At 59.4% G+C, this 21,796-nt stretch carries 18 protein-coding genes and 1 pseudogene; 10 read left to right on the top strand and 9 right to left on the bottom strand.

What is annotated here, in order from left to right:
* Nucleotides 1–112: 112 nt before the first annotated feature.
* The gene (gene smrA / locus LAC65_RS07715; RefSeq protein WP_039384438.1) at nucleotides 113–676 is read left to right on the top strand and encodes a DNA endonuclease SmrA; all 564 of its coding nucleotides are present in this window, start codon (nucleotides 113–115) and stop codon (nucleotides 674–676) included.
* Here smrA and LAC65_RS07710 read toward each other — a convergent pair.
* The gene (locus tag LAC65_RS07710; protein WP_039384435.1) at nucleotides 673–1,593 is read right to left on the bottom strand and encodes a LysR substrate-binding domain-containing protein; all 921 of its coding nucleotides are present in this window, start codon (nucleotides 1,591–1,593) and stop codon (nucleotides 673–675) included. The two genes, smrA and LAC65_RS07710, sit on opposite strands and share 4 nt — an antisense overlap.
* 320 nt (nucleotides 1,594–1,913) lie before the next feature.
* Between LAC65_RS07710 and LAC65_RS07705 the strand changes: the two genes are divergently transcribed.
* From LAC65_RS07705 to LAC65_RS07690, 4 genes are all read left to right on the top strand, one after another.
* Nucleotides 1,914–3,248, top strand: coding sequence for an MFS transporter (locus LAC65_RS07705; protein WP_039384433.1), 1,335 nt, complete (start codon nucleotides 1,914–1,916; stop codon nucleotides 3,246–3,248).
* A gap of 88 nt (nucleotides 3,249–3,336) precedes the next feature.
* Complete coding sequence (gene hglS / locus LAC65_RS07700; RefSeq protein WP_039384431.1) at nucleotides 3,337–4,680, top strand: 2-oxoadipate dioxygenase/decarboxylase HglS; 1,344 nt, start codon at nucleotides 3,337–3,339, stop codon at nucleotides 4,678–4,680.
* A gap of 363 nt (nucleotides 4,681–5,043) precedes the next feature.
* A complete protein-coding gene (locus LAC65_RS07695) occupies nucleotides 5,044–6,567 on the top strand; it encodes a carboxylesterase/lipase family protein (RefSeq protein ID WP_039384429.1) in 1,524 nt (507 codons plus the stop codon).
* 158 nt (nucleotides 6,568–6,725) lie between these two features.
* Nucleotides 6,726–8,396, top strand: a complete 1,671-nt coding sequence (locus tag LAC65_RS07690) for a methyl-accepting chemotaxis protein (protein ID WP_039384427.1) — start codon at nucleotides 6,726–6,728, stop codon at nucleotides 8,394–8,396.
* On the opposite strand, the gene LAC65_RS07685 is transcribed toward LAC65_RS07690, so the two are convergent.
* Complete coding sequence (locus tag LAC65_RS07685; RefSeq protein ID WP_039384425.1) at nucleotides 8,393–9,235, bottom strand: LysR substrate-binding domain-containing protein; 843 nt, start codon at nucleotides 9,233–9,235, stop codon at nucleotides 8,393–8,395. The genes LAC65_RS07690 and LAC65_RS07685 overlap by 4 nt on opposite strands.
* Nucleotides 9,236–9,363: 128 nt before the next feature.
* Here LAC65_RS07685 and LAC65_RS07680 point away from each other — a divergent pair, with 128 nt between their 5' ends.
* Both LAC65_RS07680 and LAC65_RS07675 read left to right on the top strand, forming a co-directional pair.
* Nucleotides 9,364–10,530: a methionine aminotransferase gene (locus LAC65_RS07680; protein WP_039384423.1), complete on the top strand. Its 1,167-nt coding sequence runs from the start codon at nucleotides 9,364–9,366 to the stop codon at nucleotides 10,528–10,530.
* A gap of 13 nt (nucleotides 10,531–10,543) precedes the next feature.
* Nucleotides 10,544–11,329 (top strand): transporter substrate-binding domain-containing protein, encoded by a 786-nt coding sequence (locus LAC65_RS07675; protein ID WP_039384421.1) that lies wholly within the window; start codon nucleotides 10,544–10,546, stop codon nucleotides 11,327–11,329.
* Nucleotides 11,330–11,362: 33 nt separating this feature from the next.
* On the opposite strand, the gene pepT is transcribed toward LAC65_RS07675, so the two are convergent.
* Entirely contained in the window at nucleotides 11,363–12,595 is a 1,233-nt protein-coding gene (gene pepT, locus LAC65_RS07670) for a peptidase T (RefSeq protein ID WP_039384419.1), read from the bottom strand.
* Between the two features lie 124 nt (nucleotides 12,596–12,719).
* Here pepT and LAC65_RS07665 point away from each other — a divergent pair, with 124 nt between their 5' ends.
* Nucleotides 12,720–14,306: an ABC transporter substrate-binding protein gene (locus tag LAC65_RS07665; RefSeq protein WP_200889508.1), complete on the top strand. Its 1,587-nt coding sequence runs from the start codon at nucleotides 12,720–12,722 to the stop codon at nucleotides 14,304–14,306.
* Here the strand turns inward: LAC65_RS07665 and LAC65_RS07660 are convergent.
* Nucleotides 14,296–15,210: a LysR family transcriptional regulator gene (locus tag LAC65_RS07660; protein WP_039384414.1), complete on the bottom strand. Its 915-nt coding sequence runs from the start codon at nucleotides 15,208–15,210 to the stop codon at nucleotides 14,296–14,298. The two genes, LAC65_RS07665 and LAC65_RS07660, sit on opposite strands and share 11 nt — an antisense overlap.
* Before the next feature lie 145 nt (nucleotides 15,211–15,355).
* Between LAC65_RS07660 and LAC65_RS07655 the strand changes: the two genes are divergently transcribed.
* Nucleotides 15,356–16,777, top strand: a complete 1,422-nt coding sequence (locus tag LAC65_RS07655; protein WP_071668835.1) for a M20 family metallopeptidase — start codon at nucleotides 15,356–15,358, stop codon at nucleotides 16,775–16,777.
* The gene (locus tag LAC65_RS07650; protein ID WP_039384408.1) at nucleotides 16,774–18,048 is read left to right on the top strand and encodes an MFS transporter; all 1,275 of its coding nucleotides are present in this window, start codon (nucleotides 16,774–16,776) and stop codon (nucleotides 18,046–18,048) included. The genes LAC65_RS07655 and LAC65_RS07650 overlap by 4 nt, the downstream gene beginning before the upstream one ends.
* 39 nt (nucleotides 18,049–18,087) lie before the next feature.
* Here LAC65_RS07650 and LAC65_RS07645 read toward each other — a convergent pair whose 3' ends face one another.
* The 5 genes and pseudogenes from LAC65_RS07645 to LAC65_RS07625 form a co-directional block, all read right to left on the bottom strand.
* Complete coding sequence (locus LAC65_RS07645) at nucleotides 18,088–18,186, bottom strand: YoaK family small membrane protein (protein WP_139239671.1); 99 nt, start codon at nucleotides 18,184–18,186, stop codon at nucleotides 18,088–18,090.
* An 11-nt stretch (nucleotides 18,187–18,197) separates the two neighbouring features.
* Nucleotides 18,198–18,521: a hypothetical protein gene (locus LAC65_RS07640; protein WP_039384405.1), complete on the bottom strand. Its 324-nt coding sequence runs from the start codon at nucleotides 18,519–18,521 to the stop codon at nucleotides 18,198–18,200.
* A 117-nt stretch (nucleotides 18,522–18,638) separates the two neighbouring features.
* Nucleotides 18,639–19,823 carry a sugar transporter gene (locus LAC65_RS07635; protein WP_039385944.1) on the bottom strand — a complete coding sequence of 395 codons (1,185 nt, stop codon included), beginning with the start codon at nucleotides 19,821–19,823 and terminating at the stop codon, nucleotides 18,639–18,641.
* Nucleotides 19,824–20,066: 243 nt separating this feature from the next.
* A pseudogene (locus tag LAC65_RS07630) lies at nucleotides 20,067–20,317 on the bottom strand (hypothetical protein).
* A 147-nt stretch (nucleotides 20,318–20,464) separates the two neighbouring features.
* Nucleotides 20,465–21,670 (bottom strand): MFS transporter, encoded by a 1,206-nt coding sequence (locus tag LAC65_RS07625; protein ID WP_224144860.1) that lies wholly within the window; start codon nucleotides 21,668–21,670, stop codon nucleotides 20,465–20,467.
* Nucleotides 21,671–21,796: the final 126 nt, after the last annotated feature.

Here is a 21,796-nt window from a genome sequence, read left to right as displayed (position 1 = left end):
CAGCATCCGCCCTGTGCGGTTCAGACCTTTTACCCCGTACGGCAACCTTTGCTATTCTTCAGTTTTATCAGTATGCCGTGCGCATATGCTTAATCGGGTATGGGGAAACATGATGAACCTTGATGATGAAGACCTGTTCCGCGATGCCATGGGGGATGTCACGCCCCTGAAAGATTGTGCTAATACGCAGTGGCTGCGTGCGCCCTCCACTAAAGCGCCACGGGCTGTGCCGCCGGAGAGTGAAGAGAACTTTCTTACGCGCGGTTTTCTGGAGATTGTTCCGCTCACGTCACCGCTGGAGTACCGGGCAGAGGGCCTGCAGCAGGGCGTCGCGGATAAAGTGCGGCTGGGCAAATATCCGCTGGAAGCCAGCCTGAATCTGCTGCGTCAGCCGGTGGAGACCTGCCGCCAGTCGCTGTTCAGTTTTATACAGGAAGCGCGCAGGCAGGGGCTGCGTAATTTACTGATTATTCACGGCAAAGGACGTGATGACGAGTCGCATGCCAACATTGTGCGCAGTTATCTGGCGCGCTGGCTGCAGCAGTTTGATGAGGTGCAGAGCTTCTGTACCGCACAGCCGCAGCACGGCGGTGCGGGCGCGCTTTATGTGAGTTTGCGTAAAACTGAGCAGGCGCGGCTCGACAACCGTGAGCGGCATGCAAAACGCAGCCGCTAATGGTGAAACTTGCGGATCGTGGCGATCAGCACTTCGGCGCTGAGGCTGAGCGGATAGCCGCTGCGGGTGATGATCCCTACCGGTTCGCCCGGCCCGGGTGAAGCGAGCGGCAGCGCATGCAGAGCATGGTGTTCAAGATCCTCCTTGACCGCGCCAGAAGGAACAAACCAGACGTAGTCGTAGCGCAGCGCCAGCTGACGGGCAAGGGAGGTAGAGGAGGTTTCAACGCAGTCCGGCGGCAAGCGGCAGCTCTGTTCATCCAGCATATGCTGAGCGAGGCGGCGCGGCGCGGTGCCTTCCGGCGAGATCACCACTGGCCACTGCATGGCGCGGGACAATGTGACGTTGTCACTTAAAAGCGGATGTTCCGGTCTGACGACCAGCTTCAGCGACTCCAGAAACAGCAGCTCATAACTTAACCCCGCCATCATTTCACTGCTTGCCATACGGCCAATGCCGACATCAAATTCACCGGCGCGCAGCCCGGCCAGCAGCACGTTATTATGCAGCGTAGCCACCTGCACCGTGGTGTTGGGCTGCTGCTCATGAAAGCGGTCCAGGATCTGCGGTAACATGCCCATTGCCGCCGTGGTCAGCGCCCCCAGCCGGATAATAACCGGCCGTCCCGGTGCCGGCGCGTTAAAGCTTTGCGCAGCATGATTCAGCGCGTCCAGCACTTTTACTGCGTAAACCAGAAACTGTTCGCCCGCCGTGGTCAGCTGCGCGCCCGAACGCCCGCGATCCAGCAGGCGCGCGCCTGCCAGCTCTTCAAGCTCATTGAGGGTCTTGGAGAGCGCAGGCTGGCTCAGGCTGAGCGTCTCTGCCGCGCGCCCCAGCGTTCCCTGTTGCGCGACGGCGACGAAAGCGTGCAGATGGCGCAGGCGAATGCGCTGGCTGAAAACCGTGTTTTTATCCATAGGGTCAACGTAATCCGTAAGGGCTGGCGAGAGCAACCAGCAAAAATGCGTTCTGTTAACTTAATTGCAAAATGAATTTAACAAAAGTCTTTTCATCCACCGCCTTCTTTAACCCCTTGTTTTTGCAACCTTGCTTCGACTGGCTGAGAGGTGGTTTTAGCAAAACTATTTTTTATCAGAGGGTTAAATTGTTCTGTTTTCGAGTGAAACAGGTGCGATGTAAAAAAAATGTGCAGTGCAGGGTTAACGATGGGCTATCATATCCGCCGTTTTTTTTACCAAAACTGATGACCTTTTTGCTGAACAGCAGGAGTTAAACCGTGACCAGCGCCGAAGCCGTAGATGTTCGCCAGTTAATCAATCGTCATGCGCTGAGCCGCTGGCAGAAACGGCTTATCGCGCTCTGCTTTGTCATCGTGGCACTGGACGGTATGGATATTGCGCTGATGGGGTTCATTGCGCCCGCGCTTAAAGCAGGCTGGGGCGTAACAAACCATCAGCTGGGCATGGTGATCAGCGCCGCGCTGATTGGTCTGGCGCTGGGGGCGATGGTGGCCGGGCCGCTGGCCGATCGCTACGGGCGCCGCATCATGATCCTGCTCAGCGTGCTCTTTTTTGGGCTCTGGACACTGGCCACCGCGCTGGCGCAAAACATTGAGCAGATGATGCTGTTTCGCTTCCTGACCGGACTGGGTCTGGGCGCCGCCATGCCCAACGTGGGCACGCTGGTGGCGGAATATGCTCCTGAACGTCGCCGATCTTTTATTATCACCGTGGTCTTTTGCGGCTTCACCTTTGGCGCAGCGGCTGGCGGATTTGCAGCGTCCTGGCTGCTGCCGCGCTACAGCTGGCACGCGGTGTTACTCATGGGCGGTATTTTGCCGCTGCTGGTGCTGCCCTGGCTGATGTATGGCCTGCCGGAGTCGGTGCGTTTTCTTATTCACCAGCGCGCGCCGGCGGCGCGTATACACGCGATCCTCGAGCGTATGCTGCCCGGCGAGGTGGCGCCAGACAGCCGCTATCATGCCAGTGAAGCCCTGAATGCGCAGCGCGGCGCGATAGCTACCGTGGTATCAGAATCCTATCTGTTTGGCAGCCTGATGCTCTGGGGCGGCTATTTTATGGGACTGTTTCTGGTCTACCTTATTGGCAGCTGGCTGCCGTCGCTCATCAATACGCTGGGGATGTCGCTCACCGGGGCCGCCATTGTCACGGCCATGTATCAGGCGGGCGGCACGCTGGGCTCGCTGTTTGCCGGCTGGCTGATGGACCGCATGAACGCCAGTCTTGCGCTGGCGACCATCTACTTCTGTGGCGGCATTGCGATAGTTGCGCTCGGCTTCTCTCCGGCGCAGGTCGGATTGATGAGCGCTATCGCTTTCTGCAGCGGCTTCTGTTTTAACGGCGCCAATACCGGCATGAATGCGCTTTCCGCACACTTCTATCCCACGCACGCCCGCGCCACCGGCTCAAGCTGGATGCACGGCGTGGGCCGTATCGGTGCGATTCTCAGCGCATTTGCCGGCGCAGAGTTGCTGACGCTGGGCTGGGCGTTCAGCCAGATTTTCCTGCTGCTGGCGATACCGGCCGCCCTGACAACCCTGATGCTGGTGCTCAAGTACCGCTTTGCCGATCCAAAACCGGGCGAGGAGTGACAGGGCGATCACACTTCAGGGAAAATTTTACCTGTGCTGCGTGCCTTGATTTAGAGTAACAGCACTGTTCCGGCTCAGGACCCCTGTTATGGAAAATTTTCTCAGCTCTGATGCGATCCGTACGCTATTTTCACAGGCCATGTCGGCCATGTATCAGCAGGAAGTGCCGCAGTATGGCGCGCTGACGCAGCTGGTCAGCGCGGTCAATGAACGCACGCTGGAAGCGACCCCCGCGTTGAAAGATCGGCTGGCAGCGGCGGATGAGCTGGCGCGGCTGAGCGTTGAACGCCATGGCGCTATCCGGGTCGGGACGGCCGCCGAGCTCTCTCTGCTGCGGGAGATGTTTGCAGTGATGGGCATGGAGCCGGTGGGCTATTACGACCTGTCGCAGGCGGGCGTACCGGTTCACTCCACGGCTTTCCGGCCCGTGAGCGAGGCCGCGCTGCGCCGCAATCCGTTTCGCGTTTTCACGTCGCTGCTGCGTCCTGAGCTGATTGACGATCCGGCGCTGCACGCCCGTGCGATGGCGATACTCGACGCGCGTGACATCTTTACGCCCGGCTGCCGCAGGCTTATCCGGCGTCATCAGGAGCAGGGCGGCCTCAATGCCAGAGACGCAGCCGCGTTTGTCAGCGAGGCGCTGGAAACGTTCCGCTGGCACGCGCAGACCACGGTGGACAGCACAACCTATCATGCGCTGAGCCAGCAGCACCGGCTGATCGCTGACGTTGTCTGCTTCCGCGGCTGCCATATCAACCATCTGACGCCGCGTACGCTGGATATCGATCGCGTGCAGGCGCTGATGCCGTCGCGCGGTATCGAGCCAAAAGTGCTGATTGAAGGCCCGCCGCGGCGCCAGGTTCCGATCCTGCTGCGGCAGACCAGCTTTAAAGCGCTGGAAGAGGCGGTGCATTTCAGTGACGGTACGCCGGGCACGCACACGGCGCGCTTCGGCGAGATAGAGCAGCGCGGTGCGGCGCTGACCCCGGCCGGCCGGGCCCTCTATGACCGGCTGCTGGCTGCCGCGGGCTCCGGCAGCGATAATGCGCAGCATCAGCAGCGCCTCAGTGAGGTATTTCGTGATTTCCCCGATGATGAAGAGACGCTGCGCGAGCATCAGCTCGCCTGGTTCCGCTATCGTCTGACGGAGCGCGGCGAACAGCAGCCTCCGCGCGCCGGAGAGAGCGTGTCAGCCCTGCTGCAGGCTGGCCGGCTGCAGGCAGAACCTATCGTGTATGAAGATTTTCTGCCGGTCAGCGCGGCGGGCATATTTCAGTCTAATCTGGGTAATGCGGTAACAACGCGCGAGGCGGGTCACGCCAGTCAGGCAGCGTTTGAAGCGGCGCTGGGCGCGTCAGTACAGGATGAGATGGCGCTCTATGCGCAGATGCAGCAGCGCAGTCTGATTCGCTGCGGCATTCACGAGGGATAACAGAGAGCCGGTCAGCGAAATCAGCGATGATTTCAGCAGCCGGCGATTTTTTATCATTATAATGGCAGGCGCATATGCAAATACGCTTCTGCTCAGCGGCACCGTTCAAAACGGTTACGCTTTTTCCCCGATGTAAGCATGGTATTCGATCAAATCCGCCCGTTCAGGATGAAACTCATCTGACCTGCCGGATTCAGCCCCGCCACAATAGACTAAACAGCCTGCCGACAGTAAGCCAAAATATTTGATGATCTCATTCAGCGATCCGGGTCATGTTTCGGCATAATCTGCAAATGCTTTAAGAACATAGACATTTATCAGGTCGCTGCAAATAATGAGGCACGCTTTATCAGGGAACCCGATATGAAAAATGAACCGCGTCTGAGGATCAAGACAGCAGAAGGCGAGCTCAGCGGCCTGATGGATGATGACATCTATGTTTTCAAAGGGATACCTTATGCTGCGCCGCCGACGGGCGCGCTACGCTGGCGGCCGCCTCAGCCGGTTACCCCCTGGCAAACCGCACGCGACGCGACCGCGTGGGGAGCAGCGAGCTGGCAAAATCGCGAATACTGCATCGGCATCGGTGGTGGCGATCCGGGCACTTTCAGTGAAGATTGCTTATATCTCAATATCTGGACCCCCGATCCTGAGCCTGGCGCACCGCTGCCGGTGATGGTCTGGCTGCACGGTGGTGGTTTCACCCTCGGTGCCGGCAGCCTGGATCCTTATCAGGGTAAAGCGCTGGCCGCACAGGGCGTGGTAGTGGTCACCCTTAACTACCGGCTGGGCCATCTTGGTTTTTTCTCACATCCCGCGCTGGATGCGCAGTATAAGGCGGGCGCAACCGTCAATAACTTTGCGCTGCTCGACCAGATAGCCGCACTGCAGTGGATCCAGCGCAATATTCCCGCCTTTGGCGGCAACCGTCGCAATATCACGCTATTTGGTGAATCGTCCGGCGCCCGCAGCGTACTCTCTCTCTGCTGTTCACCGCTGGCAGAAGGGCTGTTTCACAAAGGCATCGTCCAGAGCAGCTACAGTCTGCCCGATCTGACGCAGCCGCAGGCGCGGCAGAAGGGAATAGAGGTCGCCGCCCATTTCGGACTGCCGGAGAACGCAACGGCAGAACAGCTGCGCGCGCTGCCCGGCGATGCATTCTGGTCGCTGGCGCAGCCGCTGGCACCGGGACCGGTGGCGATCAGCGGGGATGCCGTGCTGCCAAAGCCGATGCTCGACACCTTTATCGCCGGCCGGCAGCATCGCGTGCCGCTGATGATTGGCAGCAACAGCGATGAAGCCAGCGTACTCAACTATTTTGGGGTCGACGCGCGCGGCGTGCTGCTGCAGATGCGCGAGAAGAACCGCTTCACTTATCGCCTGCTGAAATGGTTATACGACATTCATGATGATGCGCTGCTGGGACGTGCGGTGGCACGCGATATGGCGTTTACCGTCATGCCGCTGCTGGTCGCGCAGTCGCAGTCCGGTACCGGCATGCCCGTCTGGCGCTACTGGTTTGACTATGTTTCTGAAAATGCGCGCGATCTCTACCCGCACGGCGCCTGGCACGGTAATGAAATCCCCTATGTGTTTAACGCGCTGGAGACGCTGCCGCCGCCCGATAACCGGCCTTATACTGCCGCGGACAAAACCCTAGCGGCAGAGGTAAGCGCATACTGGGTGGCGTTTGCCAGGGATGCCACTGAATTCAGCTATCGCCTGCGCGGTCGCAATGAAACGGAGTGGCCCGTCTGGCGCACCGGAGAGGATGTCACGCTCGCGTTTGGTGAACAGGGCCGTGCGGTTACCACTTTAAAAAAGCGCTTTATGCGCCGCCGTTTGCGCCTGTTCCGGCTGATGATGCGCAGCCACGTGCAGCTGTAATGCCGGTAGCAGACTGGCGCACGATTGCGTTGTTCCCCCCCGCTGCGCTGGCGCTTATTTAGCTTACAAAACGGTTACATTTTCCCTGCCTGCTGCCGATAACCGCAATATGCCCGATTTTATCGGGCGATAACGCGTATCAATCCAGGGGAACAGGTATGGGTATCTTTAAAAATTTTACGATTCGCGCGGTTTTACTGGCGCTGCTCGGGCTGTTTTGCCTGCTGTGGTGCGGCGTCGGTCTGTTCAGCGTTTATGCGCTGAATGCGCTGGGGAAAGGCAATGAGGTCGATCGCCAGCTGGTGAATCAGATGACGGTGCTGAGCAAAGGCAACGATCAATATTTTCGGGTAGTAACGCGTCTGTCGCGCGTGATGGAGAGCCGTACCGCCGGCGCGGCAATCAGCACAGAAGCCTTTGCCCCCGTTGAGCAGGCGCTCAGCAGCATGAAAGCGCAGCTGGATCAGTTTAAAGCGATGGCACCCGGTCCGATGGATCCGGCAACAGCGCAGAGCGTAATCAACAGCTGGCAGAAACTGCTGGATGAGGGCATTGCGCCGCAGGTCGCGCTGGCGCGCCAGGGCACGCCTGAAGCGTACAAAGCGCAGGCGACCGGCGTGACGCCGGCGCTGAGCCGCGCGTTTGGCGCCACTGCCGAAACCTTTAATCAGTCCGCGGGCAGCAAACTGGATGCAACACGGGTCACGGTAGACCGGCTGACAGGCATGACCAAAGTCATCATCGTGATGGCGGTGGCGGCAGGTCTGCTGATCCTGCTGTTTACGGACAGGTATCTGGTGAGCATGCTGGTCAGGCCGCTGGCGCGGATCCGCGAGCACTTTACGCTGATCGCGCAGGGCGATCTCAGCCAGCCAATGGAGGATGCAGGCCGCAACTGCGTGGGCAAACTGATACCGCTGCTGCGCGCCATGCAGGAGAGCCTGCGCGATGCCGTCAGCGCTATCCGCAGCGGGACAGATAATATCTACCGCGGCGCGTCGGAAATCTCCGCCGGCAACAATGACCTCTCTTCACGCACCGAAGAGCAGGCGGCCGCGCTGGAACAGACCGCGGCCAGCATGGAGCAACTCACCGCGACGGTGAAACTCAACGCCGATAACGCCCGTCAGGCCAGCGCGCTGGCTGATACCGCGACCGGCACCGCGCAGCAGGGTGGTCAGCTGGTAGGCGAAGTGGTTGCCACGATGCAGGGCATTTCCGGCAGCTCGAAGAAAATTGCTGAAATTACCAGCGTCATCAACAGCATCGCTTTCCAGACCAATATCCTGGCGCTCAATGCGGCAGTTGAAGCGGCGCGTGCCGGTGAGCAGGGGCGCGGCTTTGCCGTAGTGGCCAGCGAGGTGCGCAATCTGGCACAGCGCAGCGCCGGAGCCGCAAAAGAGATTGCCAGCCTGATTGCCGACTCGGTGGAGCGGGTGGACAAAGGCTCCGTGCTGGTAAGCAGCGCCGGCACCACGATGGATCAGATCCTGACGTCCGTGCAGGATGTCAGCGAAATTATGAAGCAGATCGCCGCGGCCTCCGAAGAGCAGAGTAAAGGGATCTCGCAGGTTGGCACCGCAGTCACGGAGATGGACAGCGTGACGCAGCAGAACGCCTCGCTGGTTGAGCAGGTCTCTGCGGCGGCGAGCGCGCTGGAGCGGCAGACGGAAGCGCTGCAGCTCTCCGTCGCGCGTTTCCGCCTCTCTGCCGCCGCGCCGGTTCATCATGCGCCGCCGGTTTCCGCTGCTCCGCTGCGTCGTCCGGCGCTGGCTGGCGCTACGCCGGCGGCGAAACCCGCAGCCAGTGAGGAGTGGGTCGCTTTTTAGGCACGGCTGAGCCACGACACCAGCTCAGCGAGCAGCGGCGGGGCGCGCTTATCCTGACGCTGCAGTAAACTGTACGCCGCCCCGGTTGCCACGCTGCCGGGGAACGGCGTCACCAGGCGCTGCGCCAGCAGATCGTTTTCAATCAGCGTGATATCCGCCACCGTAATACCAAACCCCTGTATTGCCGCACTGATAGCGAGATCCATCGTGGCAAAATGCTGATTACGCTGCATCACCAGCTCAATCCGCTGCTGCTGCAGCCAGTGCTGCCAGTCACGCCGGTCTGGCGTCGGATGCAGAAACGTCAGCGCGCTCATCTCTTCAATTCGCTGCGGGATCGCCATCCCGGCGGCCAGCACCGGCGTCAGACGCTCATCAAACAGCCGCAGCGCATCGGGTGGCGGCAGACCATAAACAATCGCCGCATCGAACTCCTCCAGCTGAGAGAGATGCTCCTGGGTCGTGGTCAGCGCGACATGCGTTGCCGGGTAGCGCTGTTCAAACGCAATCAGGCGCGGGAGCAGCCAGCGCATAATGCAGCTGGGCGCTTTCAGCCGCAGCGTCTGCGACGGCTGGCGCGCCCGTTCCGTTACCGCCAGCAGCTGCTGATAGCTCTGCTGCAGCTCCGGCAGCAGCGCCGCGCCGCGTTCAGTCAGCCGCAGGCCACGCGCATGGCGCTGAAACAGCGCAAAGCCCAGCCAGTTTTCCAGCGTGGCAACTTTGCGGCTTACCGCACTCTGCGTCAGGTACAGCTCGCGCGCCGCATGCGTCAGATTGAGACAGCGCGCCGTCACCAGAAACGCGTTAATCGCTGTCAGGGGAGGAGCAGAACAGGCCATAACATCCTCAGCTATGCAATTTTCTCATGGCTATTATGACGACAATTCGCTTGTCGTCTCAAGGCGCTATGCGTTGAATAACGATCTGATCTTTCAATCTTACTCTGTCAGTCAGCGAGGCCGCAGCAATGAGCATCACCACGCCAGTTTCTCTCTGTTCAAAACAGCCCGATGTGGGCACCACGATCTTTAGCGTGATCGGTCAGCTCTCGGCCCGCCATCAGGCGATTAACCTGTCGCAGGGCGCCCCCAATTTTCCCTGCGATCCGCTGCTGGTGGAGCTGGTGGCGCAGGCGATGCACGACGGCCAGAATCAGTACGCGCCGATGACAGGCCTGCCGGCGCTGAAAAACGCGCTGGCGGAAAAAGTGCGCACGCTTTATGGCCAGCATTATGATGCTGACAGCGAAGTGCTGATCACCGGCAGCGCCAGCCAGGGGCTCTATATGGCGATTTCAGCCCTGGTGCACGCAGGCGATGAAGTGATTTTTTTTGAGCCAGCCTTCGACAGCTATGCGCCGGTGGTGCGCCTGCAGGGCGCCACGCCGGTAGGGATCAAGCTGCAGCAGCCCGATTTTGCCATTAACTGGGATGAGGTACGCGCCCGTCTCTCACCGCGTACCCGCATGATCATTATTAATACGCCGCATAATCCGACCGGACAGGTGCTGACGCCGGCAGACCTGAGCGCGCTGGCGCAGCTGACGCGCAACACCGATATTATTGTGCTGTCAGATGAGGTGTATGAGCATATTCTGTTTGATGGCCGTCAGCATTGCGGTATGGCGACCCATCCGGAACTGGCGCAGCGCAGCGTTATCGTCTCGTCATTTGGCAAAACCTTTCACGTCACCGGCTGGCGGGTTGGCTACGCGCTGGCACCGGCTGCTATCATGGCAGAAATCGTCAAGATCCATCAGTTCATGATGTACGCGGCAGACACGCCGATGCAGGCGGGGTTTGCCTGCTATCTCGCGCAGCCGGAGCACTATCTGCAGCTCGCTGCGCTCTATCAGGCAAAGCGCGACCGGCTGGCCACGCTGCTGCAGGCGTCACCGTTCAGGCTGCTGCCCGCCAGCGGATCCTTTTTTATGCTGGCGAGCTTTCGCGATTTCAGTGACGAGAGCGACAGCGAAATGGTAAAACGTCTTATCGTTGATTACGGCGTGGCGACCATTCCGCTCTCAGCGTTTTATTCAGATGGCACCGATAACCGATTAATCCGTCTTTCGTTTGCTAAAGATGACGCCACACTTGAGGCGGGCGCAGCTGCGCTCTGCCGGGTTACAGGGTAAAAGAGGACATATAATGAAAAAACTGAACGCGCTGTTTATTGCACTGGGCATGATCGCATCGGCACAGACGCTGGCGCAGACCAGCCTGCGCTATGGCGTAGAGTCACAATACCCGCCGTTTGAGAGCCGCAACGCCCACGGCGAGCTGGAAGGCTTTGATATTGAGCTGGGTAACGCCATCTGTAAAACCGGCAACTTCAATTGCAGCTGGGTGGAGAGCAGCTTTGATGCGCTGATCCCGGCGCTGCAGGCGAAAAAGTTTGATGCGATTAACTCCGCGATGAACATCACCGAGGCGCGGGCAAAAAGCATCGATTTCACCAAACCGATTTACCGTATTCCCAGCATGCTGATTGTGAAAGCGGGCGAGAAGCTGCAGCCTTCAGCAGACGCGCTGAAAGGCAAATCGGTCGGCGTGCTGCAGGGCTCTATTCAGGAGACCTATGCGAAGAAACACTGGGAGCCTCAGGGCGTGACGGTAACGTCCTATCAGGATCAGAACCAGGTTTATAACGATATGGTCGCCGGTCGTCTGGACGGCACGCTGGTGATGTCGGCGGCCGGGCAGTCCGGCTTCCTGGATAAGCCGCAGGGGAAAGGTTTTGCCTTTGCCGGCGGACCGGTTGAGGATGACGCTATCCTGGGCACCGGCATCGGTTATGGACTGCGCAAAGGCGACAGCCAGCTGAAAACGGCGCTGGATGAAGCTATCAGCAAGGTTCAGGCGGACGGCACCGTGACCCGGCTGGCAGCCAAATATTTTCCGGGCATTGACGTGACCGCCAGCAAACAGCCCTGATAAAGAGCGGGCAGGCGCAACGCCTGCCCTCTGTCAGGCTGGCCTGGCAGCCAGCGCGCACAGCGCCTCCGCCACCTGATACGACTTCACAAACGAGGGGATCGGCAGAAACTCAAAGCGCGAATGAAAATTGTGCGCGCCGGTAAAAAAGTTAGGCGTCAGCAGACCTTTCGCTGACAGCGCAGAGCCATCGGTGCCACCGCGCATCGGGATCACTTTCGGCGTCACGCCAGCCTGCGCCAGCGCGGCAAACAGCAGATCGATGGCGCGGCGATCTTCACCAATCGCATTGCTGATATTGCTGTAAACGTCGCCGATCGTCAGCGCCACCTTGCCGGTGGGATAGCGGGCGGCAATCTGTTCGGCAACCGTTGCCAGCTGCTGTTTCTTCGCGGCAAAACCCTGCAGATCGAAATCACGAATGGAGGCTTTCAGCACCGCCTGGCTGGCGTTCGCCTGCATCTCATTAAACCAGATATAGCCTTCGCGGCCCTCGGTCTGTTCCGGCGTCGCCTGGCGATCAAAACAGCTGATAAAATCATGCGCCATCAGCAGCGGATTGACCAGCACCCCTTTCCCTGACATCGGATGCGCCGGCACGCCGCTAAACACCAGCTCAGCGCTGGCGCCGTTGAAGCATTCATAGACCACCTCTCCCAGCTCACAGCAGTCGATGGTCCAGGCGAAATCGACGTTAAAACGCCGCTCAAGGTCCAGCGCTTTGGCACCGCGCAGCCCAATCTCTTCGTCCGGCACAAACGCGACCACGACATCGCCGTGCGCGCCCTGCAGATTCGCCATGAGCGTCATCACCACGCTTACCGCAGCTTTGTTATCGGCACCCAGCACGCTGGTGCCGTCGCTGAAAATAATCTCCTGACCGCGGTAAGGCAGGATCTCCGGATGTTCCGCCACGCGCAGCCAGATTTGCTGCTCAGCATCAAGACAGAGGTCGTCGCCGGTAAAGGTCAGCTTTTGCGGATGGATATCGGGCGAGAGGCCAACGTCCACGGTATCGATATGGGTAATAAAACCGATACGGGGTGCGCCAGGCGTGTTGCCGGGCTTAACGGCGGTTACGGTGGCGTGCTGGTCAATCTCGACCTGCTGCAGCCCCAGGTCTCGCAGCTCCTGTGCCAGCAGCGCAGCCATCTCATGCTGAGAGGGCGTACTGGGCAGGGTGGTGGACTTTGCATCACTCTGGCTGGAGACCGCCAGATAACGATAAAACCGCCGGGTCAGTTCCCGGGCAAGCTGGTCTGTCATCACAATTCCTTATCAGTAAGGGTCCGCAGGTGATACGCCTGGCGGTGAAAACATGTTATCAATGAAATAAATAGCGATGCAGACCAACATAAGTCAATAAAAAGCGAGAAACAGTATGAAAATGATGATGAGCAAACTGGCGCTAAGCCTGCTGGGCGTGGCTGTGGCGGGCAGCGTATCCGCGAAGACGCTGGTTTACTGTTCTGAAGGCTCCCCGGAAAACTTTAACCCGCAGCTTTATACCTCCGGCACCAGTGTGGATGCCAGCGCCGTACCGCTGTTTGACCGGTTGGTGGACTTCCGTCCCGGCACGACCGATTTACAGCCTGCGCTGGCAGAACGCTGGGAGATCAGCCCCGATGGCAGGGTTTACACCTTCCATCTGCGCAAAGGCGTAAAATTCCACAGCAATAAACTCTTCACGCCGGGACGCGACTTCAATGCGGACGACGTGATTTTTTCTTTTATGCGGCAGATGGATGCAAAAAATCCCTATCACACCGTATCCGGCGGCAACTACGCGAACTTTGAGAGCCTGGAGCTGGCAAAACTCATCACCGCCATTGACCGCGTAGATGATCACACCGTGCGTATCACGCTGGCGCACCCGGAAGCGCCTTTTCTCGCCGATCTGGCGTGGTATTTCGCCTCCATTCATTCCGCCGAGTATGCGGACAAAATGCTGAAGGCGGGCACGCCGGAAAAGGTTGATATGCAGCCGATTGGCACCGGCCCGTTTGAGCTGGTGCAGTATCAGAAAGATTCACGCATTCTGTATAAGGCGTTCCCGGCTTACTGGCAGGGCAAAGCAAAACTGGATCGGCTGATATTTTCAATCACGCCGGACGCCTCGGTGCGACTGGCGAAGCTGGAGAAAAATGAGTGCCAGGTTATGCCGTTCCCGAATCCGGCCGATCTCGATAAGATGCGCAACAATCCCGATCTGACGCTGGAGCAGAAGTCGGGCCTGAACACCGGTTTTCTCTCGTTTAACACCACCAAAGCGCCGCTGGATAATGTGAAGGTGCGCCAGGCGCTCGCAATGGCCATCAATAAACAGGCGATTATCGACGCAATCTTCAAAGGCACCGGCACGGTAGCGAAAAACATTCTGCCGCCGGGCGTCTGGAGCGCGGATCAGCAGCTGAAAGATTACGCCTACGATCCGCAACAGGCCAAAGCGCTGCTGCAGGAGGCGGGCATCAAACCCGGTACCGAAATCGCACTCTGGGCGATGCCGGTGCAGCGCCCCTATAATCCCAACGCGCGCCGGATGGCTGAGATGATTCAGGCGGACTGGGCGCAGGTGGGCATCAAAGCCAGCATCGTCAGCTATGAGTGGGGCGAATACCTTAAGCGGGTCAAGAGCGGCGAGCATCAGGCGGCGCTGATGGGCTGGACCACCGCCACCGGCGATCCGGATAACTTCTTTGGTCCGCTCTACAGCTGCACATCAGCGAATGGCGGCTCCAACTCGTCAAAGTGGTGCTATCAGCCGTTTGAGAAAATCATTACCGCCGCGCGCGCCGAGCAGGATCATGATCGGCGCGTTGCGCTCTATCAGGAAGCGCAGCAGATGATGCATGACCAGATGCCGGCGGTCATGATCGCACACTCCACTATTTTTGAACCGGTGCGCAAGTCGGTCAGCGGCTATCAGGTTGATCCGTTTGGCAAGCACAACTTCTATCCAGTCGATATTAAGCAGTAAGCGCTGGATCTTCTGCGCTCAGCTGCTGCTGCAGGAACGCGAGGAACAGCGTCAGGGCGGCGCTGCGGGGCCGCCCTGACTGCGCCTGCAGCTGGAGTGTACGCTGACTGAGCTGTTCGATATTAATGCTCCGCAGGGCGAGCTGATGCTGTCCGGTCTGGCCGCGTACGGTAAAGGCGCTGCAGATTGTCACCGCCTGCGGCGTCTGCAGCAGAAAGTTAAACAGCGCCGAGAAGTTGTCGCAGGTTAACACCGGCTCAATCAGCTGGCCGCTCATGTGGCTCGCCAGTTCAAACAGCTGGCGTACGGTCGTATTTTGCTGCGGCAGCGCCAGCGGATAGTGGCTGAGCTGCGCCAGCGTAATAGCGGATGCTGCGGCCAGCGGGTGCTGCTGCTGCATCAGGAGCAACACCGGCGCAGGCCAGGAGCCGATAACCTCCACTCCCTGTTCAGCACGCAGGCTGAACTGCAGCGCAATATCGCACGCGCCCTGACGCAGCTGCTCTGCCACACCCTGTGCGTCTGCCACCTGTACCTCAAACAGCGTGGCCGGGTGGTCAGCGCGAAACGCGGCGATCAGAGCCGGTAGCAGGCTGAACGCCAGACCATCGGTACAGGCCACGCGGATCAGCGTGCGCCGCATCGCACGTAATCCGTTGATTTCCGCCAGGGCATACTCCATATCGAGCTGCGTTTTTCGCACGTGATGCGCAAAGATTTCCCCCGCCTCCGTCAGCACCATCCCGCGCGCGTGGCGCTGAAACAGCGGCGTGCCAACCTGCGTCTCCAGCCGCTGTATCTGACGACTGATAGCGGAAACGGCTACGTAGAGCTGCGCGCTGGCCGCGCTGAGCGATCCTTCCCGGGCAACCACCAGAAAATAGCGAAGTTCAGTGCTTAACATCGACGTGCCTCATGATAGTGCATGCCTCAGAAACGGGCAGGGAAGCTTTGCTGTAAAAGCAAAGCATACTCGATAAATTGATAATTGTGGCAAAGCAGTGATTTCGTAACTATGTCAGCACAATAACGCAAACAGAGATGCAAACATGACACGAGATCGGGCGATATCAGCCGCGCTGCGCTACTTCGACAGCGGTGAGTTTCAGCAGCTGCTGGCGAGACGCGTGGCGCTGCGCACGGAGAGTCAGCGACCAGATCGTGCGCCGCAGCTGGCGCATTACCTGCGCGAGGAGATCGGCCCGCAGCTGAGCGCGCTCGGTTTTGAGCTGCACTTTATCGCCAACCCGCTGGCGGATAAGCCGCCGTTCCTGGTTGCCATCCGTATGGAAGCGGCGACGCTGCCCACGCTGCTGAGCTATGGTCACGGCGATGTGGTCTTTGGTGACGATGAAAACTGGCGCGCCGATCTGGATCCCTGGCAGCTGACGGCAGAGGGCGATCGCTGGTATGCGCGCGGCAGCGCGGATAATAAAGGCCAGCACTGCATAAATCTGGCGGCGCTGGAGCAGGTCTGGCACGCGCGGGGCGGCCGGCTCGGCTTTAACTGCAAACTGCTGTTTGAAATGGGTGAGGAGATTAGCTCGCCGGGCCTGGCGGAACTCTGCCGGGAACATGCTGCGCTGCTGAAGGCCGATCTCTTTATCGCGTCAGACGGACCGCGCGTCAGCGCACCCCGTCCGACCCTGTTTCTCGGCTCACGCGGCGCGGTAAATTTTCGTCTCACCATCAACGCGCGCGACAACGCCTGTCACTCCGGCAACTGGGGCGGCCTGTTGAGTAACCCCGGTACCCGGCTGGCCCATGCGATCGCAGCACTGATAAGCGCCCGCGGTGAGCTGCAGGTCGCCGCGCTGAAACCTGACTCTCTGACGCCCGCGGTGCGTGCGATCCTGAGCAGCATCCGCGTGGGCGGCATGCCGGGCGATCCTGCGCTTGCCTGCAACTGGGGGGAGCCGGGGCTGACGCCTGCCGAACGCCTTTATGGCTGGAACACGCTGGAAGTGCTGACCTTTATCACCGGCAATCCGGCACGCCCGATGAATGCTATCCCCGCCAGCGCCACGGCGGTATGCCAGCTGCGCTTCGTGGTGGGAACCGACTGGCAGCGGCTGGGCGAGCACGTTACGGCTCACCTTGCCGCCGCAGGCTTTACTGACGTTGAGGTTGAGGTGCTGCACGGATCGCCGGCAACGCGTTTTGATCCGACCGATCCGCTGGTGGAGTGGATCATGCATACCATGACGGCGCTGTGTGAGCAGCCTCCGGCGCTGCTGCCGAATCTGGGCGGATCGCTGCCGAACGATGTGTTTGCGGACATTCTGGGATTACCGACGCTCTGGGTGCCGCACTCCTATCCGGCCTGCGGGCAGCATGGCGTCAATGAGCATCTGCTGACGCCGGTGGCGCGCGAAGGGCTGCAGATCATGACCGCGCTGCTGTGGGATCTGGGCGAGCGGGGTGACGCGCTTATTGCACAGCATCGTGCCAGAGCAGGAGGTGCACAATGAGCAGCCTGAACCCGGCCGCCACGCTCGCGGGGAGTAAACCTGCGCTGCATAAAACGCTGTTTGCCACCTGCATCGGCAACGCCCTGGAGTGGTTTGATATTGCGGTATATGGATTTTTTGCCAGCTATATTGCCCACGCCTTTTTCCCGGTCAGCGATCCGGCGGTCTCGCTGCTGCTGACCTTTGGCAGTTTTGGCGTCTCATTTCTGATCCGTCCGCTGGGGGCAATCGTGCTGGGTAACTACGCCGATCGCCACGGACGCAAGCGGGCGCTGCTGCTCTCAATCAATCTGATGATGCTGGGCGGGGCGATCATCACTTTTATGCCGGGCTATGCGCACATCGGGCTGCTGGCGCCGCTGCTGATTCTGGTAGCGCGGCTGATTCAGGGATTTTCAGCTGGCGGCGAGTTTGGCAGCTCGACGGCCTTTCTGGTGGAGCACTATCCCGAGCGCAAAGCCTTTATTGCCAGCTGGCAGTTCGCGACCCAGGGAGCCAGTACGCTGATGGCCTCTGCGTTTGGGCTGGGGCTGACGCAGCTGCTGAGCGAAAGTGAAATGCAGGCGTGGGGCTGGCGCATTCCGTTTGCCTTTGGGCTGCTGATTGGTCCGCTGGGTCTCTATATCCGCCGCCATGTGCATGAGCCCGCAAGCTTTGCCGCCCGCCCGCCGGAGCCCGCGCCGCTGAAGCGTCTGTTCGGGCGCCAGAAGCAGCTGATGCTGCTGGCGATTGGCCTGATGGTAACCTCGACGGCGGTTAACTACATGCTGAACTATGTGCCGACCTGGGCGACCAAAAATCTCCACCTTTCAGGCAGCGCGGCCTTTACCGCTACGCTGCTGGGCGGGGTGATCCTGACGCTGGTGACGCCGCTGATGGGCCTGTGGGCGGAGCGCGTTGGCCGCGCACCGCTGATGTGGGGATCGCTGATACTGTTAATGGTTACCATCTGGCCGGCGTTCCGGCTGTTAGCGAACCATACCACGCCGGTGACGCTGATTTTGCTGGTCTGCTGGATGGCGCTGCTGAAGTCGGTCTACTTCTCCGTGGTGCCTTCAGTGATGGCCGATCTCTTTCCGATGGGCACGCGCGCCAGCGGCATGGCGATCAGCTATAACGTCGCCGTTACCCTCTTTGGCGGCTTTGCGCCCCTGATTTGCACGCTGCTGATTAGCTGGACGGGAAGTAGCCTGGCACCGGGCTATTATCTGATGGCGATGTCGCTGCTGAGCGGCGCGGCGTTGCTCTTTAGCCAGAAGCATATCCGTTAAGGCGCAGACGTCGGCTGCTGCCGCCGCAGCGGTGCCGCTTTACGACCCCGGCACCGCTGCACCGCTGGCGATAAACCAGGCCAGAAACGTTACGCCGGCAACAATAATGGCAATGGGAAACAGCAAACCAATCTTCATAGCAATCCTTATTAAGCGAGCCGGAGCAGCGCGCGATGCGTTTTCATCATGCTGAACAGTTCAAACTGCGTGGCATCCGCGATCTGCCGCAGGCGATCGCCTTTATGGTAGTCAATGTGCTGAATCTGCCCGAGCTGACGCCAGACCACAATAGCGGAGGCGAGCAGCGCACAGTTCTCTTCGCTCTGCAGGCACTCAACCGTGGCGTAGCGGGTTTCATCCAGGGTATTGATAAAAACGCTCAGCGCAGCGGCTGGCACAATCGCCCGGATATCCTCAAGCATGACGTGGCTGACGGCGCGCGACAGAATCAGCGTTACTCGTTTACTGTTCATAACGGTCCCTGCGGAGAGAGTCAGTGGGATTATAAAGGGCAAAACGGACAGGATGCGAGGCGTAATACAAAAAGCGGGATCCGGCAGCGTGCATCCCTGCAGCTGCCGGTCAGTCAGTCAGCCATTAGAGCGTAACTGCGGATAGCGGCGGAAAATCGCCACGCACCAGAACAGCGAGAAAAGCCCTATCAGCGCCCCGACGTTACCCACGTCTGAGAGCTGCAGATGCTGGCTGACCTGGCTGCCGAGCAGTGCGCCGGCTCCGATACCGATATTATAAATACCGGAGAAGAGCGACATCGCCACATCGGTGGCATCCGGGGCCAGTGACAGCACGCGAACCTGCATCGCCAGTCCGATCATCATCATCGCCATGCCCCAGATAATACAGAGGGTAATAATGGCGGTCGGGCGCACCGCTGCAAAAATCAGCAGTCCCATACAGAGCGTGATCAGCGCAATAGCAGCGATTAACATCGCAGACGGGAAGCGGTTACCCAGCGTACTGAACAGAATACTGCCGAGAATGCCCGCAGAGCCGAACAGCAGCAGCAGCAGGGTGGTAAAATTGGCATCCGCGTTCGCTACCACCTGCATAAAGGGCTCAATATAGCTATAAGCGGTGTAGTGCGCCGTGACCACCAGCGTCACCAGCAGATACATCGTCACCAGCGCCGGACGGCGGAACAGCATCGGCACGCTGCTGAGTGAGCCGGTATGCTCGCTGGGCAGACGCGGTAACACACGCACCAGCAGGATCATCAGCACCAGCGCCGAGAGGCCAATCATGCCAAACGTGGTGCGCCAGCCGAGATACTGCCCGATTACGCGCCCGATAGGCACCCCCAGAACCATTGCCAGTGCGGTTCCGGTGGCAAGCATACTCAGCGCCTGCGTTTTTTTACCTGCCGGTGCCACGCGAATAGCCAGCGAGGCAGTAATCGACCAGAACACGGCGTGTGAGAGTGCAATCCCGATACGGGACACCACCAGAGAGCGGAAATCCCAGGCAAACGCTGAGAGCACGTGGCTGCCGGTAAAGAGAATAAACAGCACCGCCAGCAGCAGACGCCGCTCAACGTTGCGCGTCAGCAGCATCAGCGGCAGCGACAGCAGCGCCACCACCCAGGCATAAATGGTGAGCATGATCCCCACATCTGCCGTTTTCATCGTAAAGCTTGCTGCAATATCAGAAAGCAGGCCGACCGGGACAAATTCAGTGGTATTAAAGACAAACGCCGCAATGGCCAGCAGGACAACGCGTAGCCAGGCTGTTTTACGGGAAACGGTAGATGTTTGCATGAAGTTCAAATTAGTCAGACAGCAGGTTAACGGGAGCAGAGACGCCTCAAAGGTGATCTGCGTCACAAATTATCCCTATTGTGGCTGATGAACCGGCAGATGGAAACCTGCTAAGGCTTTTTTATTCCTCTGTTTATTACCGGCATCAGCCGCTGACGGGGAAAAGCGCGGAATTCAGGGCTGACAGAGTGGCGACGTAACCCTTATTTATAACAGTGTGACTTCAGACCAGAATTATCAGAGTCACACCATATGTTTCAGGGCCACGCTATTGCAGGGGGTCAGGTTTTTTTTACACCCACCGGGCAGCAGTGCTCACAGCCCATGGCGCCCGGATAGAATTTACGCGCCTGCTGGATCGCCGCGTTCGGCGCATAAAAAGTGCCAAGAAAGCGCCGCGCAGGGTCGGCAGGGAGGAACGGGCAGCCTTTTGCGTGCACCACATGATTATTGTTATACCCGGCATGTTTATCAACATAGTAAAAAAGCGCCATTAACCACCTCATTGCTGTAAAAAAAAACGTCTGACTATTATTGGAATAGAAAAGATTATAACGATGAATTGCAGTTTTGTTTCAGGTGGACCTGGAGAAAGGTGGCAGAAGCGGAGCCGGGGCGCTCCGCCTGGCCATAAGCGCGGGTCAGAGGCGGCGGCGCAGCAGCAGAAAACCGGTGAGCAGTGCCAGCAGCAGCAGCAGCGTAATAAATAACGTGACGCCCGGCCAGCCGTAACTATGCCAGAACAGGCCGCCCGCCGTACCAGCCAGGCTGGATCCGGCATAGTAGCTGAACAGATAGAGTGAAGAGGCCTGGCCTCGGGCGCGCCGGGCGCGGGTTCCCACCCAACCGCTGGCAACGGCGTGAGCGGCAAAAAAACCGGCGGTAAAGAGCAGCATGCCGGGAACGATCAGCCACAGGGTGGGCGCCAGCGTCAGCAGCAGTCCGGCCAGCATAATAGCGATAGCGCTCAGCATCACCGGCGCGCGCCCAAAGCGGCCGGTCAGGGCTCCTGCTTTTGGCGAACTCCATGAGCCGGTGAGATAGACCAGCGACAGTAATCCTACTACCGCCTGGCTGAGAGTCCACGGCGCACTCATCAGCCGGTAACCAATATAGTTAAACAGGGTGACAAACGCGCCCATCAGCAGAAAGGCTTCGGCAAACAGCAGCGGCAGCCCGCCGTCGCGCCAGTGCAGGCGGAAGTTGATCAGCAGATGGCGCGGGCGGATCGAGGCGGGGCGGAAGTGACGCGATGCGGGCAGGATTTTCCAGAACATCAGCGCCGCCGCCAGCGAGCAGCAGCCGGTGACGCCAATGGCGATTCGCCAGGAAAAGAGATCGGTGATCACCCCGGTGAGCAGACGGCCGCTCATGCCGCCAATGGAGTTACCGCTGATATAGAGTCCCATCGAAAAAGCCACCACCCGGGGATGCATCTCTTCGCTCAGATAGGTCATGCCAACGGCGGCCACGCCGCTGAGCGACAGGCCGATCAGCGCACGCATCAGCAGAATGGCGTGCCAGCTCTGCATCATCGCCGACAGCAGCGTACACAGCGCCCCCAGCATCAGCGCCGTTACCATCACCGGCTTACGGCCAATAGCGTCTGAAAGCGGACCGGTAAACAGCAGCCCCAGCGCCATCAATCCGGTAGAGAGCGAGAGCGAGATGCTGCTTTGCGCCGGCGTAATGCCAAACTGCTGCGACAGCACCGGCAGAATAGGCTGGACGCAGTAGAGCAGAGCAAAAGTGGCAAGGCCGGCAGAAAACAGCGCCAGCGTCACCGGCAGGAACTGCGGTGAGTCGCGCCCGATGCGGGACGGGGTGGCGTCAGCAGTGACGTCGATAGGGTTACGCCATATCAGCGAGGTAAGGCGGCTCACAGGATATCCTTATTGAGAGAGAGTGATTTACTGTAGAAAGGCGTTAATGAGATGTACAATATATTAATCATCTCAACTGATATGTTAAAA

Source organism: Pantoea eucrina, from assembly GCF_020079945.1.
Lineage (GTDB): Bacteria > Pseudomonadota > Gammaproteobacteria > Enterobacterales > Enterobacteriaceae > Pantoea > Pantoea eucrina.
Note: the sequence above shows the minus strand (reverse complement) of the source record. Positions and strands in the feature narration are given on the sequence as shown.

Bases quoted from the DNA above. Each gene is read 5' to 3' on its own strand.
- LAC65_RS07680 (WP_039384423.1), top strand. From the start codon at position 9,364: ATGAGCATCACCACGCCAGTTTCTCTCTGTTCAAAACAGCCCGATGTG.
- LAC65_RS07695 (WP_039384429.1), top strand. From the start codon at position 5,044: ATGAAAAATGAACCGCGTCTGAGGATCAAGACAGCAGAAGGCGAGCTC.
- LAC65_RS07635 (WP_039385944.1), bottom strand. From the start codon at position 19,823: ATGCAAACATCTACCGTTTCCCGTAAAACAGCCTGGCTACGCGTTGTC.
- LAC65_RS07650 (WP_039384408.1), top strand. From the start codon at position 16,774: ATGAGCAGCCTGAACCCGGCCGCCACGCTCGCGGGGAGTAAACCTGCG.
- LAC65_RS07665 (WP_200889508.1), top strand. From the start codon at position 12,720: ATGATGAGCAAACTGGCGCTAAGCCTGCTGGGCGTGGCTGTGGCGGGC.
- LAC65_RS07685 (WP_039384425.1), bottom strand. From the start codon at position 9,235: ATGGCCTGTTCTGCTCCTCCCCTGACAGCGATTAACGCGTTTCTGGTG.
- LAC65_RS07660 (WP_039384414.1), bottom strand. From the start codon at position 15,210: ATGTTAAGCACTGAACTTCGCTATTTTCTGGTGGTTGCCCGGGAAGGA.
- pepT (WP_039384419.1), bottom strand. From the start codon at position 12,595: ATGACAGACCAGCTTGCCCGGGAACTGACCCGGCGGTTTTATCGTTAT.
- hglS (WP_039384431.1), top strand. From the start codon at position 3,337: ATGGAAAATTTTCTCAGCTCTGATGCGATCCGTACGCTATTTTCACAG.
- smrA (WP_039384438.1), top strand. From the start codon at position 113: ATGAACCTTGATGATGAAGACCTGTTCCGCGATGCCATGGGGGATGTC.
- LAC65_RS07655 (WP_071668835.1), top strand. From the start codon at position 15,356: ATGACACGAGATCGGGCGATATCAGCCGCGCTGCGCTACTTCGACAGC.
- LAC65_RS07640 (WP_039384405.1), bottom strand. From the start codon at position 18,521: ATGAACAGTAAACGAGTAACGCTGATTCTGTCGCGCGCCGTCAGCCAC.
- LAC65_RS07710 (WP_039384435.1), bottom strand. From the start codon at position 1,593: ATGGATAAAAACACGGTTTTCAGCCAGCGCATTCGCCTGCGCCATCTG.
- LAC65_RS07675 (WP_039384421.1), top strand. From the start codon at position 10,544: ATGAAAAAACTGAACGCGCTGTTTATTGCACTGGGCATGATCGCATCG.
- LAC65_RS07645 (WP_139239671.1), bottom strand. From the start codon at position 18,186: ATGAAGATTGGTTTGCTGTTTCCCATTGCCATTATTGTTGCCGGCGTA.
- LAC65_RS07690 (WP_039384427.1), top strand. From the start codon at position 6,726: ATGGGTATCTTTAAAAATTTTACGATTCGCGCGGTTTTACTGGCGCTG.